The organism is Kitasatospora sp. NPDC088779 (assembly GCF_040685395.1).
GTDB lineage: Bacteria > Actinomycetota > Actinomycetes > Streptomycetales > Streptomycetaceae > Kitasatospora.
This window is the reverse complement of record NZ_JBFBHW010000072.1, coordinates 1-17,455: the sequence shown is the minus strand read 5'-3', so window position 1 is coordinate 17,455 and position 17,455 is coordinate 1. Positions and strand designations below refer to the sequence as shown.

Annotated in this window: 11 protein-coding genes; all 11 read left to right on the top strand. The window is 73.6% G+C overall.

What is annotated here, in order from left to right; genetic code table 11:
* Nucleotides 1-11 precede the first annotated feature (11 nt).
* Nucleotides 12-1,022: a methionine synthase gene (locus AB0P03_RS37855; RefSeq protein WP_363582132.1), complete on the top strand. Its 1,011-nt coding sequence runs from the start codon at nucleotides 12-14 to the stop codon at nucleotides 1,020-1,022.
* Nucleotides 1,023-1,044: 22 nt separating this feature from the next.
* Complete coding sequence (ligA, locus tag AB0P03_RS37850) at nucleotides 1,045-3,339, top strand: NAD-dependent DNA ligase LigA (protein WP_363633251.1); 2,295 nt, start codon at nucleotides 1,045-1,047, stop codon at nucleotides 3,337-3,339.
* Nucleotides 3,340-3,634: 295 nt separating this feature from the next.
* Nucleotides 3,635-5,527, top strand: coding sequence for a bifunctional diguanylate cyclase/phosphodiesterase (locus AB0P03_RS37845; RefSeq protein ID WP_363582134.1), 1,893 nt, complete (start codon nucleotides 3,635-3,637; stop codon nucleotides 5,525-5,527).
* A 163-nt stretch (nucleotides 5,528-5,690) separates the two neighbouring features.
* The gene (gene gatC / locus AB0P03_RS37840; RefSeq protein WP_030057414.1) at nucleotides 5,691-5,987 is read left to right on the top strand and encodes an Asp-tRNA(Asn)/Glu-tRNA(Gln) amidotransferase subunit GatC; all 297 of its coding nucleotides are present in this window, start codon (nucleotides 5,691-5,693) and stop codon (nucleotides 5,985-5,987) included.
* Between the two features lie 5 nt (nucleotides 5,988-5,992).
* Nucleotides 5,993-7,486, top strand: coding sequence for an Asp-tRNA(Asn)/Glu-tRNA(Gln) amidotransferase subunit GatA (gatA, locus tag AB0P03_RS37835; protein ID WP_363633231.1), 1,494 nt, complete (start codon nucleotides 5,993-5,995; stop codon nucleotides 7,484-7,486).
* On the top strand, nucleotides 7,483-7,758 hold the full coding sequence (locus tag AB0P03_RS37830; protein WP_363582138.1) for a hypothetical protein: 276 nt from the start codon (nucleotides 7,483-7,485) through the stop codon (nucleotides 7,756-7,758). The genes gatA and AB0P03_RS37830 overlap by 4 nt, the downstream gene beginning before the upstream one ends.
* A 77-nt stretch (nucleotides 7,759-7,835) precedes the next feature.
* Nucleotides 7,836-9,347 (top strand): Asp-tRNA(Asn)/Glu-tRNA(Gln) amidotransferase subunit GatB, encoded by a 1,512-nt coding sequence (gatB, locus tag AB0P03_RS37825; protein WP_363582140.1) that lies wholly within the window; start codon nucleotides 7,836-7,838, stop codon nucleotides 9,345-9,347.
* 257 nt (nucleotides 9,348-9,604) lie between these two features.
* Nucleotides 9,605-9,763, top strand: coding sequence for a hypothetical protein (locus tag AB0P03_RS37820; RefSeq protein ID WP_159398431.1), 159 nt, complete (start codon nucleotides 9,605-9,607; stop codon nucleotides 9,761-9,763).
* Nucleotides 9,764-9,897: 134 nt separating this feature from the next.
* Entirely contained in the window at nucleotides 9,898-12,939 is a 3,042-nt protein-coding gene (locus AB0P03_RS37815) for an AAA family ATPase (protein ID WP_363633229.1), read from the top strand.
* 549 nt (nucleotides 12,940-13,488) lie between these two features.
* Complete coding sequence (locus AB0P03_RS37810; RefSeq protein WP_363633249.1) at nucleotides 13,489-16,422, top strand: EAL domain-containing protein; 2,934 nt, start codon at nucleotides 13,489-13,491, stop codon at nucleotides 16,420-16,422.
* A gap of 333 nt (nucleotides 16,423-16,755) precedes the next feature.
* Nucleotides 16,756-17,455, top strand: a 700-nt coding sequence (locus AB0P03_RS37805) for a thiamine pyrophosphate-binding protein (protein WP_363633227.1), incomplete at its 3' end; no start/stop codon positions are given.

Sequence of the window (17,455 nt, the reverse complement as noted above, 5' to 3'; positions counted from 1 at the left end):
GGCTCGGGCGGGTGAGCACCCCACAGCCCTTCCCCGACCTGCGCGGCGCCGCCACCGGCGTCGGTTCGCTGCCCGGCACCGACGCCCGGGAGGCCGCCAAGACCTCCACCGGGGCGTTGGAGCAGCTGCCGTTCCTGCCCGAACTGCCCGCCCGCGGGCCGGGTGCCGACATGATCGGCCGTGGCGCCGGCCTGCTGGTCGAGCTGTTCGCGCAGACCGAGCCGAGCGGCTGGCGCTTCGCCGACCGCCCCGGCCGGGACACCCGGCGCGCCCACTCCTGGCTGCGCGAGGACCTGGACGCGCTGGAGGAGTTCACCCAGGGCTACCAGGGCGCGCTCAAGCTGCAGGCCGTCGGGCCGTGGACGCTGGCCGCCTCGATCGAGCTCAAGTACGGCGAGAAGGCGCTCTCCGACCCCGGCGCCTGCCGGGACATCGCCGGTTCGCTCACCGAGGGCCTGCGCCGCCACCTCGCCGACGTCCGCAGTCGGGTCCCGGGCGCCCAACTGGTCCTCCAGCTCGACGAGCCCTCGCTGCCCGCCGTGCTGGCCGGTTCGGTGAAGACCGCCAGCGGCTTCCAGCGGCTGCGCTCGGTGGACCGGCAGGTCGCCGAGGAGGTGCTGCGCGAGGTCATCCGGGGCCTGGACGTGCCCGTCGTCGTGCACTGCTGCGCGCCGGACGTGCCGATCCCGCTGCTGCGCCGGGCCGGTGTGGCCGGGGTCTCGCTGGACTTCTCGCTGCTGACCGAGCGGGACGACGACGACCTGGGCGAGGCGGTCGAGGCGGGCACGGCGATCCTCGCTGGTGTCGTGCCCTCCACTGACCAGGCGGTGTCCGACCCGGCCGGTAGTGTCCAGGGTGTCAGGACCTTGTGGCGCAGGCTCGGGTTCGCCCCGGAGCTGCTGGGCCGCCGCGTGCTGGTGACGCCGACCTGCGGGCTGGCCGGGGCGTCCCCGGCGTACGCGCGCAAGGCGCTGTCGCTTGCGGCGCGGGCGGCGCAGAGCCTGGTGGACAACCCGGAATGAGAACGTAGGAGGGCTTGCGGTGGTGGCTGTCGAGGGCTGGGAGGACGTCCCTGCGGAGGTGCGCAGGCGGCATGCCGAGCTGGTCGTGGAGATCACCGAGCACCGCGCCCGGTACTACGTGCAGGACGCCCCGGTCGTCAGCGACGCCGAGTTCGACGTCCTGATGCGCGAGCTGGAGGCGGTCGAGGCCGCGCACCCGGCCCTGGTGACGCCGGACTCGCCGACGCAGGAGGTCGGCGGCGACGTCGCGGAGGGCTTCACCAAGGTCGAGCACCGCGAGCGGCTGCTCAGCCTCGACAACGCCATGGACGACGAGGAGCTGGCGGCCTGGGCGGACCGGGTCGCCCGCGAGCTGGACGGCATCGACTACCACTACCTGTGCGAGCTCAAGGTGGACGGCCTGGCCGTCAACCTCACCTACGAGCGCGGCCAGTTGGTCCTCGCCGCGACCCGGGGCACCGGCCGGGTCGGCGAGGACATCACCGCCAACGTCCGCACCATCAAGGAGATCCCGCAGCAGCTCACCGGCGACGACCTGCCCGAGCTGGTCGAGATCCGCGGCGAGGTCTACCTGCCGACGGAGGCCTTCGAGGAGCTGAACGCCTCGCTGGCGGCGGAGAACGAGCGCCGCCGGGCGGAGAACGAGGAGCGCGCCAAGGAGGGCAGGCGTCCGCAGGCGCTGGTCCACCTGTTCGCCAACCCCCGCAACGCCGCCGCCGGTTCGCTGCGCCAGAAGGACCCGCTGGTCACCGCGTCCCGTCCGCTGCACATGGTGGTGCACGGCATCGGCGCCCGGGTCGGCTTCGACATCGACTGCCAGTCGCACGCCTACGACCTGCTGCGCGCGTGGGGCCTGCCGACGGCCCGGCACAACAAGGTGGTCGGGACGCTCGACGAGGTGCGGGCGTTCATCGAGCACTTCGGCGAGCAGCGGCACTCGGTCGAGCACGAGATCGACGGCGTCGTGGTCAAGGTGGACGAGATCGCCCTGCAGGGGCGGCTCGGTTCCACCTCCAAGTCCCCGCGCTGGGCGATCGCCTGGAAGTACCCGCCGGAGGAGGTCACCGGCAAGCTGGCCGCGATCAAGGTCGGCATCGGCCGCACCGGCCGGGCCACCCCGTACGCGGTGCTGGCCGAGCCGGTGAAGGTGGCCGGCTCGATGGTGCAGTACGCGACGCTGCACAACCAGCAGGTCGTCAAGGCCAAGGGCGTGCTGCTCGGCGACACCATCGTGCTGCGCAAGGCCGGTGACGTCATCCCGGAGATCCTCGGCCCGGTGGAGAGCCTGCGGGACGGCACCGAGCAGGAGTTCGTGATGCCCTCGCACTGCCACGAGTGCGGGGCCGAGCTGCGCCCGATGTCCGAGGGGGACATCGATCTGCGCTGCCCCAACGCGCAGTTCTGCCCGGCGCAGATCCGCGAGCGGATCGCCTTCCTGGGCGGCCGTTCCTCGCTGGACATCGAGGGCCTGGGCTATGTCGCGGCGACCGCGCTGACCCAGCCGCTGGAGCCGGCAGAGGCGCCGGTGCGGGACGAGGGCGACATCTTCGGCCTGACGATGGAGCAGTTGCTGCCGATCGAGGTGCTGGTCCGCGACCAGAAGACGGGCATGCCCAAGCTGGACGACCGCACCGGCAAGGAGAAGAAGGCCACCTTCTTCGCGAACCAGAAGGGCGAGCCCAAGAAGACGGCGGGCGTGCTGCTGGAGAATCTGGAGAGGGTGAAGGAACGTCCGCTGTGGCGCTTCCTCAACGGCCTCTCGATCCGGCACGTCGGGCCGGTCGCGGCGCAGGAGCTGGCACGGGAGTTCCGGGACCTCGACCGGATCTTCTCGGCCACCGAGGAGGAGCTGGCCGCCGTCGAGGGGGTCGGACCGATCATCGCCCGCTCCGTCGTCGAGTGGTACCAGGAGGAGTGGCACCGGGGGATCCTGGAGAAGTGGCGCGCGGCCGGCGTCCGCTTCACCGAGGAGCCCGCCGACGAGGAGGAGGCGGAGCGCCCGCTGGAGGGCCTGACCGTCGTGGTCACCGGCACCCTGGCCGGGCACACCCGGGACGGGGCCAAGGAGGCGCTGACCTCGCGCGGCGCGAAGGTGACCGGTTCGGTATCGAAGAAGACAGATTTTGTTGTGGCCGGTGACAACCCCGGGTCCAAGTACGACAAGGCCGTTCAGCTCGGACTGCCGGTCCTGGACGACGCCGGCTTCGCCGTGCTGCTCGCCGACGGACCGGCCGCGGCCCGTGCCCACCTCGGCCTGCCCGAGGTCGGGGAGGCCCCCGCCGAGGCCGCTCCGGAGGCCGACCCGAGCGGAGCGTGACCGAGCCCGTCTTGTTATCGTCCTGATGCAACGTCACCGGGTGTCGCGCCGTGGAAGCGGGCATTATGTCACTGTGCGACACCCGGGCGCGGTGGCGCGTTTCCGGTTGTCCGAAAGTCTGCCCACCGGGTGGACCCCGGCATACCCTGGAGCGCAACAGAGTGTCAGCAGGGGTGGGGGCACCGGCTGAGCCGGTGCTCCGCGGGGTCGCTCCATGCCCGGCAGCTGTCGGTACCGGCACGGTGCCTCACCGTAAGGCGGCCTGACGGGGCGGGCCCGACGGAGGACAGGGCTTATGGATCGTACGACCGGCGGTGCGCCCACACGCCCGCCGCAGGGGGTGGCAGGTGCGGTCCTGCTGCTCGGCGTGCTGCTGGCCGGCGCCGCGCCGCTCATCCCGCTGGCCGTCCTGGTCTACCGGTACGAGCCCGAACTGCTGCCGCTGTTCGCGGTGCCGCTGGCGGTGCTGGTCGCCGCCTGGCGGATCGCCCGCGACCGCGCCCGTGACCAGCTGACCGACCCGCTGACGGATCTGCCCAACCGTCAGGCCCTGTTGATGGCCGCCCAGGAGGCGATCGCGGAGCGCGCGGAAGGTTACAGCGTCGGTCTCATCCTGCTCGATCTCGATCGCTTCCGATCGCTCAACGACACCCTCGGTCACACCGCCGGCGACCGGCTGCTGGTGCACATCGCCCGCCGGCTGCACCGCGCGCTGCGTTCCGGAGGCCCGGCCGGCAGCGCCACCCGGGAGTCCATCGACGACGTCTTCGCGGGCCTGCCCCGGAACTACCGGCGCGGCCGCCCGATGGTGGCCCGGATGGGCGGCGACGAGTTCGCCGTGCTGCTGCCCGGCATCAACTGCCCGGACAGCCTGGAGCGGGTCGCCAAGGCGCTGATCGCCGAACTCGCCGCGCCGATCCGGCTGGACGGGCTGCTGCTCGTGCTGGAGGCCAGCGCCGGCGTCTGCGTCTACCCGCAGCACGCCCAGGACGCCGAGGCGCTGCTGCGCCGCGCCGACGTGGCGATGGGCCACGCCCAGCGCGGTTGCAGCGGCGTCGCGCAGTACGACGAGACCCAGGACGCCGACACGCCGTACCGGATAGGGCTGCTCGGCGACCTGCGGCGGGCGCTGGAGACCGGCGAGGTGCAGCTGCACTACCAGCCCAAGGTGGCCTTCGACGGCCGGGTGGTCGGCCTGGAGGCGCTGCTGCGCTGGGAGCGCCCCGGCCAGGGCCGGGTCTCGCCGGACGAGTTCGTCGGGCTCGCCGAGTCCAGCGGCCTGATGCCCCGGCTCACCGACTACGTGCTGGAGGCCGCCGTCGGGCAGCTCGCCTACTGGCGGGAACAGGGCCTCCAGGTGCAGGTCGCGGTCAACGTCTCCCCGCGCGACGTGCTCAACCCCGGCTTCGCCCAGCGCGTCGCCGGCCACCTCGTCCGCCACCAGGTGCCGGCCCACGCGCTCCAGCTGGAGATCACCGAACGGCTGCTGCTGGACGACTCCCGCCGGGCCGCCGACACCCTCGCCGAACTGCGCGGCTACGGCGTCGGGATGTCCCTGGACGACTTCGGCACCGGCCACTCCTCGCTGGTGCGGCTGCGCAGCCTGCCGGTCGGCGAGCTGAAGATCGACCGTTCCTTCGTCTCCCGGATGGTCGCCGACGACCACGACGCGGCGGTGGTGCGCTGCTCGGTGGAGCTCGCCCACTCGCTGGGCCTGACCGTGGTCGCCGAGGGCGTCGAGGACGACGAGACCTGGGAGCGGCTGCACTGCATGGGGGTGGACGCCGTCCAGGGCTGGCTGGTGTCGGCGGCGCTGCCGGCCGAGCAGGCCACCGCCTGGCTGCGGGTGCACCGCACCGGCGCCCCGCCGGTGGAGCGGCTGGTCCCCCCGCCGGGCCGGCTGCCGTCGGCCCTCCACGCGGTGCAGGGGGGCCAGGGCCTGCCGGTCCAGCCGGTGCTGCCGCAGGCCGTCCAGCCGGTGGTCCAGCAGGCCATCGCGCCGGTGCTGCCCCCGACCCTCCCGTCGGTGCTGCCCCCCGTGCTGCCCCCGACCCTCCCGCAGGCCGTGCAGGCCGTGCAGGCCGTTCAGACGGTCCAGGCCGTGCCCGCGCCCCAGCCCGTGTCGGCCGCGCAGATCGAGATCAAGGCGCCGGGCGCGCAGAGTTGGGCCCGCACCAGGCCGCAGTGACGGGCGCGCTCGCTCACTCGTTGGCCGGTGGCCGGGCCGGGCCCCATAGGATGGGGTCCAAAGACCACGAGGACGGAGCACCGGACCGGTTGCTCCTGCCCGGGCCCGGCACCGCCTGCGCGCGGCGCCGGGCCTCACCAGAACTCACCCTGAGGATCGCTGCATGCCTGGCATCACGCGCGAGGAGGTCGCCCACCTCGCCCGGCTGTCGCGTCTTGAGCTGAAGCCCGAAGAGCTGGACCACTTCGCCGAGCAGCTCGACGTGATCATCGGCGCGGTCGCCCGCGTTTCCGAGGTCGCCGGACAGGACGTCCCGCCGACCTCCCACCCGCTCCCGCTGACCAACGTGATGCGCGCGGACGAGGTGCGGCCGTCGCTCACCCCGGAGCAGGCGCTGTCCGGCGCCCCCGCCGCCGAGGAGCAGCGTTTCCGTGTGCCGCAGATCCTCGGGGAGGACTGACCGAGATGACCGAGTTGATCAAGTACACCGCCGCTGAGACGGCCTCCGCCATCGCCAGGGGCGAGGTGTCCGCCGTCGAGGTGGCGCAGGCGCACCTGGACCGCATCGGCGCCGTCGACAAGAAGGTCAACGCCTTCCTGCACGTCGACACCGAGGGCGCGCTGAACGCCGCCAGGGCCGTCGACGAGAAGCGCGCCAAGGGCGAGGAGCTGGGCCCGCTGGCCGGCGTCCCGCTCGCGCTGAAGGACGTCTTCACCACCAAGGGCGTGCCGACCACCTGCGGCTCCAAGATCCTCGAAGGCTGGATCCCGCCGTACGACGCCACGCTGACCACCCGTCTCAAGGACGCCGGCGTGGTCATCCTCGGCAAGACCAACATGGACGAGTTCGCGATGGGCTCCTCCACCGAGAACTCCGCCTACGGCACGACCGGCAACCCGTGGGACCTCTCCCGCATCCCCGGCGGCTCCGGCGGCGGTTCGGCCGCCGCGCTGGCCGCCTTCGAGGCCCCGCTGGCGATCGGCACCGACACCGGCGGCTCGATCCGCCAGCCCGGCGCCGTCACCGGCACCGTCGGCGTCAAGCCGACCTACGGCTCGGTCTCCCGCTACGGCCTGGTCGCCTTCTCGTCCTCGCTGGACCAGGGCGGCCCGTGCGCCCGCACCGTGCTGGACGCGGCGCTGCTGCACGAGGCCATCGCCGGGCACGACCCGCTGGACTCCACCTCGATCGACGCGCCCGTCCCGGCCGTGGTCGAGGCCGCCAAGCTGCGCGACGTGCGCGGCATGCGGATCGGCGTGGTCAAGGAGTTCGCCGGCGAGGGCTACCAGGCCGGCGTGATGGAGCGCTTCAACGAGTCGGTGGAGCTGCTGCGCGAGCTGGGCGCCGAGGTCGTCGAGGTCTCCTGCCCGTCCTTCACCCTGGCGCTGCCCGCGTACTACCTGATCGCGCCCAGCGAGGCCTCGTCCAACCTGGCCCGCTTCGACGCGATGCGCTACGGCCTGCGGGTCGGCGACGACGGCTCCCGCTCGGCCGAGGACGTCACCGCCCTGACCCGCGAGGCCGGCTTCGGCCCCGAGGTCAAGCGCCGCATCATCCTCGGCACCTACGCCCTCTCCTCGGGCTACTACGACGCCTACTACGGCTCGGCCCAGAAGGTCCGCACGCTCATCTCGCGCGACTTCGACGCCGCCTTCGCGGGCGTGGACGTGCTGGTCTCGCCGACCACGCCGACCACCGCCTTCCCGATCGGCGAGCGCGCCGACGACCCGATGGCGATGTACCTGGCCGACCTCTGCACGATTCCGTCGAACCTCGCGGGCAACGCGGCCATGTCGCTGCCCTGCGGTCTGGCCCCGGAGGACAATCTCCCGGTCGGCCTGCAGATCATCGCACCCGCGATGGCGGACGACCGCCTGTACCGGGTGGGCGGCGCCGTCGAGGCCGCACTCAACGACAAGTGGGGGCACACCCTGCTGGAGGAGGCACCGGCACTGTGAGCAGGATCGAGAAGGCCAAGGCCCCGTCGTCCCTCAAGGCACCGTCGTCCCTGAAGGGCTTCAAGCACAGCAAGCCGGGCCTGTGGCTGTCCATCGGCACCAGCGCCTTCGGCGCGGTCTCGGTCGTCAAGGACGTCCGGAAGGCCCGCGAGGAGAGCGACACCCTCAAGCTGGTCAACGCCCTGGTCGGCGCCGCCGCGCTGATCACCGGGACCGCCCTGCTGGTGCGCGAGCTGCGCCAGCTCGGCTCCGACGACGTCCTGCTGGGCTGAGCTGAGCGCCCCGGCCCGGCCCCGCGCGAGCGGCGGCCGGGCCCGTACCTCCCAAGTCTTTTAGTGAAGGGGACGCTGTGAGCGTCATGAACCTGGTCTCCTACGAGGACGCTCTCGCGTCGTACGACCCGGTGATGGGCCTTGAGGTCCACGTCGAGCTGGGCACCAAGACCAAGATGTTCTGCGGTTGCTCGACCGAGCTGGGTGCCGAGCCGAACAGCCAGACCTGCCCGACCTGCCTGGGCCTGCCCGGCTCGCTGCCGGTGGTCAACGAGATCGGCGTGGAGTCGGCCGTCAAGATCGGCCTGGCGCTGAACTGCGAGATCGCCGAGTGGTGCCGGTTCGCGCGGAAGAACTACTTCTACCCGGACATGCCCAAGAACTTCCAGACCTCGCAGTACGACGAGCCGATCGCCTTCAACGGCTACCTCGACGTGCAGCTGGAGGACGGCTCGACCTTCCGCGTGGAGATCGAGCGCGCCCACATGGAGGAGGACACCGGCAAGTCCAGCCACGTCGGTGGCGCCACCGGCCGCATCCACGGGGCCACCCACTCGCTGCTCGACTACAACCGGGCCGGCATCCCGCTGATCGAGATCGTCACCAAGCCGATCGTCGGGGCCGGCGAGCGCGCCCCCGAGGTCGCCAAGGCGTACGTCGCCGAGCTGCGCGAGCTGATCAAGGCGCTGGGCGTCTCCGAGGCGCGGATGGACAAGGGCCAGATGCGCTGCGACGTCAACCTGTCGCTGCGCCCCAACGGCACCGAGACCTTCGGCACCCGTTCGGAGACCAAGAACGTCAACTCGCTGCGCAGCGTGGAGCGGGCCGCCCGGTTCGAGATCCAGCGGCACGCCACGGTGCTGACCGACGGCGGCACGATCATCCAGGAGACCCGGCACTTCCACGAGGAGGACGGCAGCACCACCTCGGGCCGGATCAAGGACAACGCCGAGGACTACCGCTACTTCCCCGAGCCGGACCTGGTGCCGATCGCCCCCGCCCGCGCCTGGGTCGAGGAGCTGCGCGCAGGCCTGCCCGAGCTGCCGCGGGTGCGCCGGGCCCGGCTGCAGGCCGAATGGGGCCTGTCCGACAAGGACATGCAGTCGGTGCTGAACGCCGGCGCCGTCGAGCCGATCCAGGAGACCATCGCCGCCGGCGCCCCGGCCGACCAGGCCCGCAAGTGGTGGATGGGCGAGCTGGCCCGCCGGGCCAACGAGACCGGCACCGAGCTGAGCGAGCAGCCGATCACCCCGGCGCAGGTCGCCCGGGTCACCGCGCTGGTCGCCGAGGGCAAGCTGAACGACAAGCTGGCCCGCCAGGTCATCGAGGCCGTGCTGGCCGGCGAGGGCGAGCCGGACGAGGTCGTCGAGAAGCGCGGCCTGGCCGTCGTCTCGGACGACTCCGCGCTCGGTGCGGCCGTCGACCAGGCCATCGCCGAGAACGAGGCGATCGCCGCCAAGATCCGTGACGGCAAGGTCGCCGCGGTCGGCGCGCTGGTCGGTGCGGTCATGAAGGCCACCCGCGGCCAGGCCGACGCGGCCCGCGTCAAGGACCTGATCCTGGAGCGGCTCGCCGTCGAGGGGCAGTAAGCACAACCCAGAGAATCTGGGCGTCTTTGCCTGAGGTCCTAAGGCGCCTAAGGCGTCTAAGGCACTCTAAGTAAGGCCTAAGGTCCGGTCTCACCTCTAAAACGAGGTAAGACCGGGCCTTTGTCGTTCCCGGGGCCCCGATCTAAGGCATCCGGGGCCCGGAAGATCGGTAGGGCTTCCGATGCGGCACCCCCCGCTGGGAGAGGAAGCTCTTACTCGACAGCGAAACGCAGTGAAACCCACAGGGGGAACCGAAAGTGATCGAGTACGAGCTCATCCAGCAGCACGCCCACGAGCTGGCCGTCCGTGCCGAGCACGAGCGCCTGGTCCGGGAGGCCAAGGAGGGACGCCGCCTGCGGCAGCGTCCGGTGGCCGCCCGCTTCCAGCGGCGCCCCGCGCGCCAGCGCGAATGCTGACGGACCGGCACCACGACGGTGCCGAGGGAGTTTCGGAGGGGGAGGCGCAGCAGGGGAGCGCCTCCCCCTCCGGGCGTTCGCCAGGGGAGATAACCCCTCGGCCCGCCACCTCCGGCTATGGCATGCTCGCCTCCATGCAGCAGATATCGGTGAGTCCCGTCTTCGTCGGCCGCGGCAGCGAGATCACCGAACTGACCGACGCGCTGCGCCGGGCGGGCTCCGGCAGCCCGCAGGCCGTGCTGATCGGCGGCGAGGCGGGCGTCGGCAAGACCCGGCTGCTGGAGGAGTTCCTGCAGCGGGCCGCCGCCGGGGGAGCGGTCACCACGCTCGGCGGCTGCCTGGAGATCGGCGCCGAGGGCCTGCCGTACGCCCCGCTGGCCGCGGCGCTGCGCCGGCTGCACCGCTCGCTGGGCGCCGAGCTGGAGGCCGCGGCGGCCGGCAGCGAGGGGCACCTGGCCCGGCTGCTGCCCGAGTTCGGCGAGGCCGACGGCGAACCCAACGACGAGTACGGCCGGGCCCGGCTGTTCGAGCACACCGCGAGGCTGTTCGAGCGGCTCGGCGCGGAGCGTACCCTCGTGTTCGCCGTCGAGGACCTGCACTGGTCCGACCGCTCCACCCGCGAACTGCTCGCCTTCCTGGTCCGCACCCTGCACCGGTCCCGGGTGCTGCTGGTCGCCACCTACCGTTCCGACGACCTGCACCGCCGCCACCCGCTGCGCCCCTTCCTGGCCGAGCTCGAACGGCTGCGCACCGTCCAGCGGCTGGAGCTGGAGCGGTTCGGCCGCGGCGAGGTCGCCGCCCAGCTGGCCGGCATCCTCGGCACCGCCGACCCCGACCGGAAGCTGGTGGACCGCATCCACCGCCGCTCCGAGGGGAATCCGTTCTTCGTCGAGGAGCTGGCCACCGCCTTCGAGGACGGCTGCGGTGCCGGGCTCACCGACTCGCTGCGCGACATCCTGCTGGTCCGGGTGGAGAGCCTGGACGAGGAGGCCCAGCGAGTGGTGCGGATCGCCGCCGAGGGGGGCTCGCACGTCGAGCACGCCCTGCTGGCGGCCGTCCTGCACGACGACGAGGAGGCGCTGATCGAGGCGCTGCGGGCGGCCGTCGGCGCCAACATCCTGCGCCCGGACGGCGAGGGCGAGGGCTACCGCTTCCGGCACGCGCTGGTCCGCGAGGCGGTCTCGGACGACCTGCTGCCCGGTGAACGGCACCGGATCAACCGCAAGTTCGCGCTCGCCGTGGAGGCGAAGCCGCAGCTGGTCTCCTGCGACGCCCTGCCCGCCCGGCTGGCCAACTACTGGTACCACGCGCACGACCCGGCCCGCGCCCTGCCGACCGCCCTGGACGCCGCCCGGGCGGCCCGCCGCCGCAACGCCTTCGCCGAGCAACTGGGCATGCTGGAACGGGCCCTGGAGCTGTGGGACATGGTCTCCGAGGAGGTGCTGGCGCACACCCTGCGCCCGTACGACTGGGCCGAGACCTATCCGCCCGGCTCCTGCGACCACGGCACCGCCGACGGGGACTGCGACCGGATCCAGCTGGTCGACGTGCTGGCCGAGGCAGTGGTCGCGGCCCGGCGCTGCGGCGACCGCGAGCGCGGCCTGAGCCTCGCCAGGCGGGGGCTGCGGCTGGTCGACGAGGCCGTGCACCCGGTGCGCGCGGCCTGGTTCCGGATCAACCGGGCCCGGATGCTGGGCAATCTGCGCCGCTCCGGTGACGACGAGGAGATCCTCCACGCGCACCGGCTGGTCGACCACCTGCCGCCGTCCGCCGTCCAGGCCGAGGTGTTCGCGCTCGGCGCCGGGGTGGCGATGCTCAAGAAGCCCGGCCCCGAGCACATCGAGCTGGCCGAGCGGGCGATCCGGATCGCCCAGGAGGTCGGCGCGCACTCCGTCGAGGTGCACGCCCGGATGACGCTCGGCGGCCTGCGCTACGACGTGCACGGCGACGCCGACGGCGGGCTGGCCGAACTGGCCGGGGCGGTCGAGGCGGCCCGCCGGCTGGGCGTGCCCGACCTGCTGCTGCGCGGCGTCAACAACCTGGCCAGCATGCAGCGCGGGGTGGGCCGGGCCGAGGAGGCGGTGGTGCTGGCCCGCGAGGGCCTGGTCTACGCGGACGGCAACGGCCTGCTGCGCAACATCGGCACCATCCTGACCGGCAACCTGGCCGAGGCGCTGACCGACCTGGGGCGGATCCGGGAGGCCGCCGAGGTGCTCGACGCCTGCGAGCTGACCAGCCTGACCGGCACCCACGCCGAGTTCCTGGACCGGATGCGCGGCGACCTCGCGCTGCTGCGCGGGGACCTGGCCGGCGCGGCGACCATGCTGGCGCAGGCCCGGTCGGCCAACCGGGTCGGCCAGCTCCAGCACAGCGTGCCGATCAGTCGGCTGGCGGTGCGGATCGCCGCGCTCGCCGGCCGGCCGATGGAGGCCCGGGAGGAACTGCTCGCCGCGCTGGCGGAGGAGGGGCGGCTCGGCCACGAGTCCGACGTGTACCCGCTGCTGGTCGAGGCCGCCACGGTGGAGGCGGACAGCCGGGGCCTGCCGGAGGCCGCGGCGGGCCGGGCCGAGGCGCTGGCCGCGATCGCCGCGCGGGCGGCCCGGCTGCGGCCGCGGGCGCCGGTGCACCACGGCTGGGCCCGGCTGCTGGAGGGCGAACTGGCCCGCGCCGAGGCCGCCGACACCCCGGAGCAGTGGGCCGCCGCGGTCGCCGCGCTGCGCCCGACCGGGCTGCCGTACCCGCTGGCGGTCGCCCTGCTGCGGGCCGGCGAGGCCGAGGTGCTGGCCGGGCGGCGCGAGGCCGGGGCCGAACTGCTGCGCGAGGCTCGGGAACTGGCCACCGTCCGGGGCGACCGTCCGCTGCTGGCGGAGGTCGCGGGCCTGGCCGACCGGGCCGGGCTGACGCTGACCCCGGTGGCGGCCGCGCGCCCGGCCGCCGGGCCGGCCGCGACCCCGCCCGTCGGGGAGTCCTTCGGCCTCACCCCCCGTGAGCGGGACGTGCTCCGGTTGCTGGCGCGCGGCTGGAGCAACCGGCAGATCGCGGAGGAGCTGTACATCTCTCCGAAGACCGCGAGCGTGCACGTTTCCAACATCCTGGGCAAGCTCGCGGTCACCGGCCGGGGTGAGGCGGCGGCGCTGGCGCACCGGTTGCGGCTGTTCCCGGACGATCCGGCTTAGGCCGGACAGGACCTGGGCCGTGTCCGGCCCGGGCCTCCCGATGACCCGTGCGCCCGGCGCCGGGCCCCCGACCGTCTCCGGTCCGGGTGGCCCGGGGCCGGGCGCCGTCGCGTGCTCCCGTGCGCGCCGCGTGAGCCCCCGGCCGCGCGCCGCCGCCAACCGGGCCGATCCGCCGGAATCGGGTGCATTTCCCCACCCCGTCGCCATTACTCTAAGTTGAGTGCATGTGTCATTGAGTGACGGATTTGGTGTAGGGTCCCGATCGGGAACATCGGTGCGGTGTGGTGACCGGAAGGCCGCCCACCCCCTGGGCCTCCGTCCTGACGGGGCGCCAGGCCACCGCGTACGGCCAAGAGGCGCGCGGCCGGTGGCCCGTGGCCGGGGCGCCAGGCCCCGGGCCGGAGGGGGAGAGGCCGAGTGAGCTCCACCGATACGGTGCTGCCCGGGGCCGGACGGCCGGGCGTGCCACCCGCCGACGCGTCCGAGCCCGACGCGTCCACGCCCGGCGCAGCCGCAGCCGGCGCGTCCGCCCCCGCCCGGCGTGGCCCGCTGTGCCGGCTCCGGGAGAGCCGGACGCTGCCCGGCCTCGTCCTTGGCGCGCTCTGCCTGGCCTACGCTCTGGGTGCCGCCACCGGCTGGGGTTCATTCCAACTCTCCATCTTCATGGGCGACTTCGGCCTGGCCGCAGCGGCGCTCGCGGCCGCGCTGTCCTGCCTGGTGTACGGCTGCACGGCCGGCGGGCGCGCCCGCCCGGCCTGGCTGCTGTTCGGCCTCTCCTCGCTCATGGTGGCCTGCGGCAACGGCACCTGGGGCTGGTACGAACTGGTCGCCCGCAGCCCGCTGCCGCAGGACTCGCTCGCCGAGTACGCCTTCCTGCTGTTCTCCCCGCTCGCCATCACCGGTGTGCTGGTGCTCGCCCAGCGCCCGCGGTCGGCCGCCGGCTGGCTCTGCCTGCTGCTCGACGGCTGGCTGATCGCCGGCTCGCTGTTCACCCTCAGCTGGAGCCTGGCGCTCGGCCGGATCGCCGCCGGCGAGGCCGGCTCGCCGCTGCGGCTGGCCCTCAACCTGGCCTACCCGGTCCTGGACATCCTGCTGGTCAGCCTGGTCGTCGGGCTGCGCTTCGGCGGCCGGGACGGCAACCGGGCGGCCGTGCACACCGCGATGGTGGCGCTGGCCGTCACCGTCCTGTGTGACGCCCTGTTCACCTCCCCGGAGCTGCGCAGCAGCTACCGCTCGGGCGAACTGCTGGACGCCGGCTGGTTCTCCGGCAGCCTGCTGCTGGCCTGGGCGCCGTGGTCGCCGCGCTGGCGCCGCCCGCTGCGCGAGCACCCCTCGGCCGGAGGCCTGCCGCGCCGCCGGGTGGCCACCACCTTCAGCGCGCTCACCCCGTACGCGGCCGCCGCGGTGTGCACCGCCGGGATCCTCTACAACGCCCTCGGCGGACGGGAGTTGGACCGGGTGGTGGCCGCGGCGGCCTGCACCGTCGGCCTGGCGCTCATCCTGCGCCAGGGCGTGATGCTGCTCGACAACCTCTCGCTCGCCCAGGAACTCGCCCACAAGGAGGCGCACTTCCGCTCCCTGGTGCAGGGTTCCAGCGACGTCATCATGATCGCCGGTGCCAACGGCGTGCTCTCCTACGTCTCCCCGGCCGCGCTCGGCGTCTACGGGCGGGACCCGGAGGAACTGGTCGGCGGCAACCTGCTGGACCTGGTCCACCCGGAGGACGTGGACCGGGTGCTCGCCGAGGTCCGCCGCTACCTGGCGAGGGTCCGGCTCACCGCCCACCGCTCCCCGGGCACCGCCGAGCCGTCCGCCCGGGTGGAGTGCCGGATCAGCTCCGGCGGCGGCGAGTGGCTGCACGTCGAGTCGACGGTCAGCCGGCACCGCGACGGCCTCATCCTCAACAGCCGGGACGTGACCGAACGCGTGATACTCCAGGCCCAGTTGCAGCACAACGCCTTCCACGACCCGCTCACCGACCTGCCCAACCGGGCGCTGTTCGCCCAGCGGCTGCGGGCCGCCCTCGGCGCCCGCGGCCAGCAGGGCGAGGGCGGCGCCGGGGTCGCGGTGCTCTTCCTCGACCTGGACGGCTTCAAGGCGGTCAACGACACGGCCGGCCACCAGGTGGGCGACGAACTGCTGGTGCAGGCGGCCCGCCGGCTCCAGGGGGCCGTCCGCTGCGGGGACACCGTCGCCCGGTTCGGCGGCGACGAGTTCGCCGCGCTGGTCTGCGGCCCGCTCGGCCGGCTCCAGGTCCAGGAGCTCGCCGAGCGGCTGCGGGTCGCGCTCTCCGAGCCGTACTGGATCGGCGGCGCCGAACTCGGTGTCGCCGCCAGCATCGGCATCGCCTTCGGCACCCCCGAACGTGGCCCGGCCGCCGACCCGAGGGCGGCCACCGACGAGCTGATGCGCAACGCCGACCTCGCGATGTACCGGGCCAAGTCCGAGGGCAAGGGCCGGGTGGTGCTCTACAACCCCGCGATGCGGGCCGATCTGGAGCGCCGCACCGAACTGGAGGAGCGGCTGCGGGCCGCCGTCCGCGAGGGCGGCTTCACCCTGCTCCACCAGCCCGTGGTGGACCTCGCCAGCGGCGCGGTGACCGGCGTCGAGGCGCAGGCCCGCTGGCGCTCGGCGGGCGGCCTGCTGCTCACCCCGGCCGAGTTCCTGCGCTCGGCCGACCACGGCGACGCGGCCACCCGGTTCTCCCGCTGGCTGGTCCAGGAGGCGGTGACGGCCGCGGCCAACCGGCGCGGCCAGTCCGGCCGCAGCCGCAGCGGCCCCGCGCCCGTCCCGGTCGCGGTCCGGCTCTCCACCGAGCGGCTGTGCTCGCCCGGTCTGTACGAGACGGTGGCCGCGGCGCTGCGCGACAGCCGACTGCCGGCCGGCGAGCTGGTGATCGAGGTGGCCCGGATGGGCCCGGACTCGCTCGCCGACGAACTCGGCCGCCGGCTGGCCGCGTTGCGCCGGCTCGGGGTGACCACCGTGCTGGCCGGCTACGGCGCCGGCAGCGGCTCGCTCGGCGAGCTGGCCCGGCTGCCCCTGGACGGCCTCAAGCTGGACCGCACACTGGTGCAGGACCTCGGGGAGTCCGCGCTCAGCCGCACGCTCGCCGGGCACGCCCTGCGGCTCGGCCACGACCTCGGTCTGGTCACCGGCGCCGAGGGGGTGGACCTGCCCCGCCAGGTCGCCGCGCTCCAGGAGCTGGGCTGCCGGCAGGGCCAGGGTTCGGCCTTCGCGCCGCCGCTGGACGAGACCCGGTTGCGCCGGGCGCTGGTGCGCCGGGGCTACCCGCTGCCCAGGCCGCTCGGCTCGGTCTCGGCCCGGCGCGCGTACCTGGCCGCGGAGGCCCGGACGGGTGGCCGCGGGGAGGGCGGCGGGGGGCGTGTCGTGCATCACCACGGTGCCCCCGACCTGCCCGAACGCCGCGCGGTGACCGGTCCAGGGCCGGGTCCGCATGGCGAGACGGTCATCCCACCTGCTTGACACACGCCCCCGGACAGGAGGAGGGTCGTTGCCATGCGCACCCGAATTCTCGTACTTGGCGGGCGCGTCGGCTGAGCGGGCTCACACGCCCCGCTTGTGACAGACCGACGCGCCACCCCTCGCATGCCCTTGGCACGAGGGGTTTTTTGTTGCACTGACGCTGTTCCACCACCGCAAGACCCCTGGCTCCGACCGCCCGATCCGCCCCGATTCCCGGGGAGGAAGCGGGACGATTGGGGCAGAGCCGGCGATCGGCCCGCAACCGGGACCCCACCCTCGCACCACCGGGGCCCGCAACCACCGGGCCGGCACATTCCGAGAAGAGACAGGCAGATGACTGAGCACGCCGCATCCCCCCGCCGCGGGGACACCACGGCCGCCCACGCTCCCGCTCCCCAGCACGTCGTCGAAACCATGACCGGCGCCCAGTCGCTCATCCGCTCGCTGGAGGCCGTGGGCGCGGACACCGTCTTCGGCATCCCGGGCGGGGCCATCCTTCCCGCGTACGACCCGCTGATGGACTCGGCCAAGGTGCGCCACATCCTGGTCCGGCACGAGCAGGGCGCCGGCCACGCCGCCACCGGCTACGCCCAGGCCACCGGCCGGGTCGGGGTCTGCATGGCCACCTCCGGCCCGGGCGCGACCAACCTGGTGACCCCGATCGCCGACGCCTACATGGACTCCGTGCCGATGGTCGCGATCACCGGCCAGGTCTCCTCCAAGGCGATCGGCACCGACGCCTTCCAGGAGGCGGACATCTGCGGCATCACGATGCCGATCACCAAGCACAACTACCTGGTGACCGACCCCTCCGAGATCCCCCGGGTGATCGCCGAGGCGTTCCACATCGCCGCCACCGGCCGCCCCGGCCCCGTCCTCGTCGACATCGCCAAGGACGCGCTCCAGGCCACCACCACGTTCCGCTGGCCGGTCGAGCTCTCGCTGCCCGGCTACCGGCCGGTCACCAAGCCGCACGCCAAGCAGATCCGCGAGGCCGCGAAGATGCTGGTGGGCGCCAAGCGCCCGGTGCTGT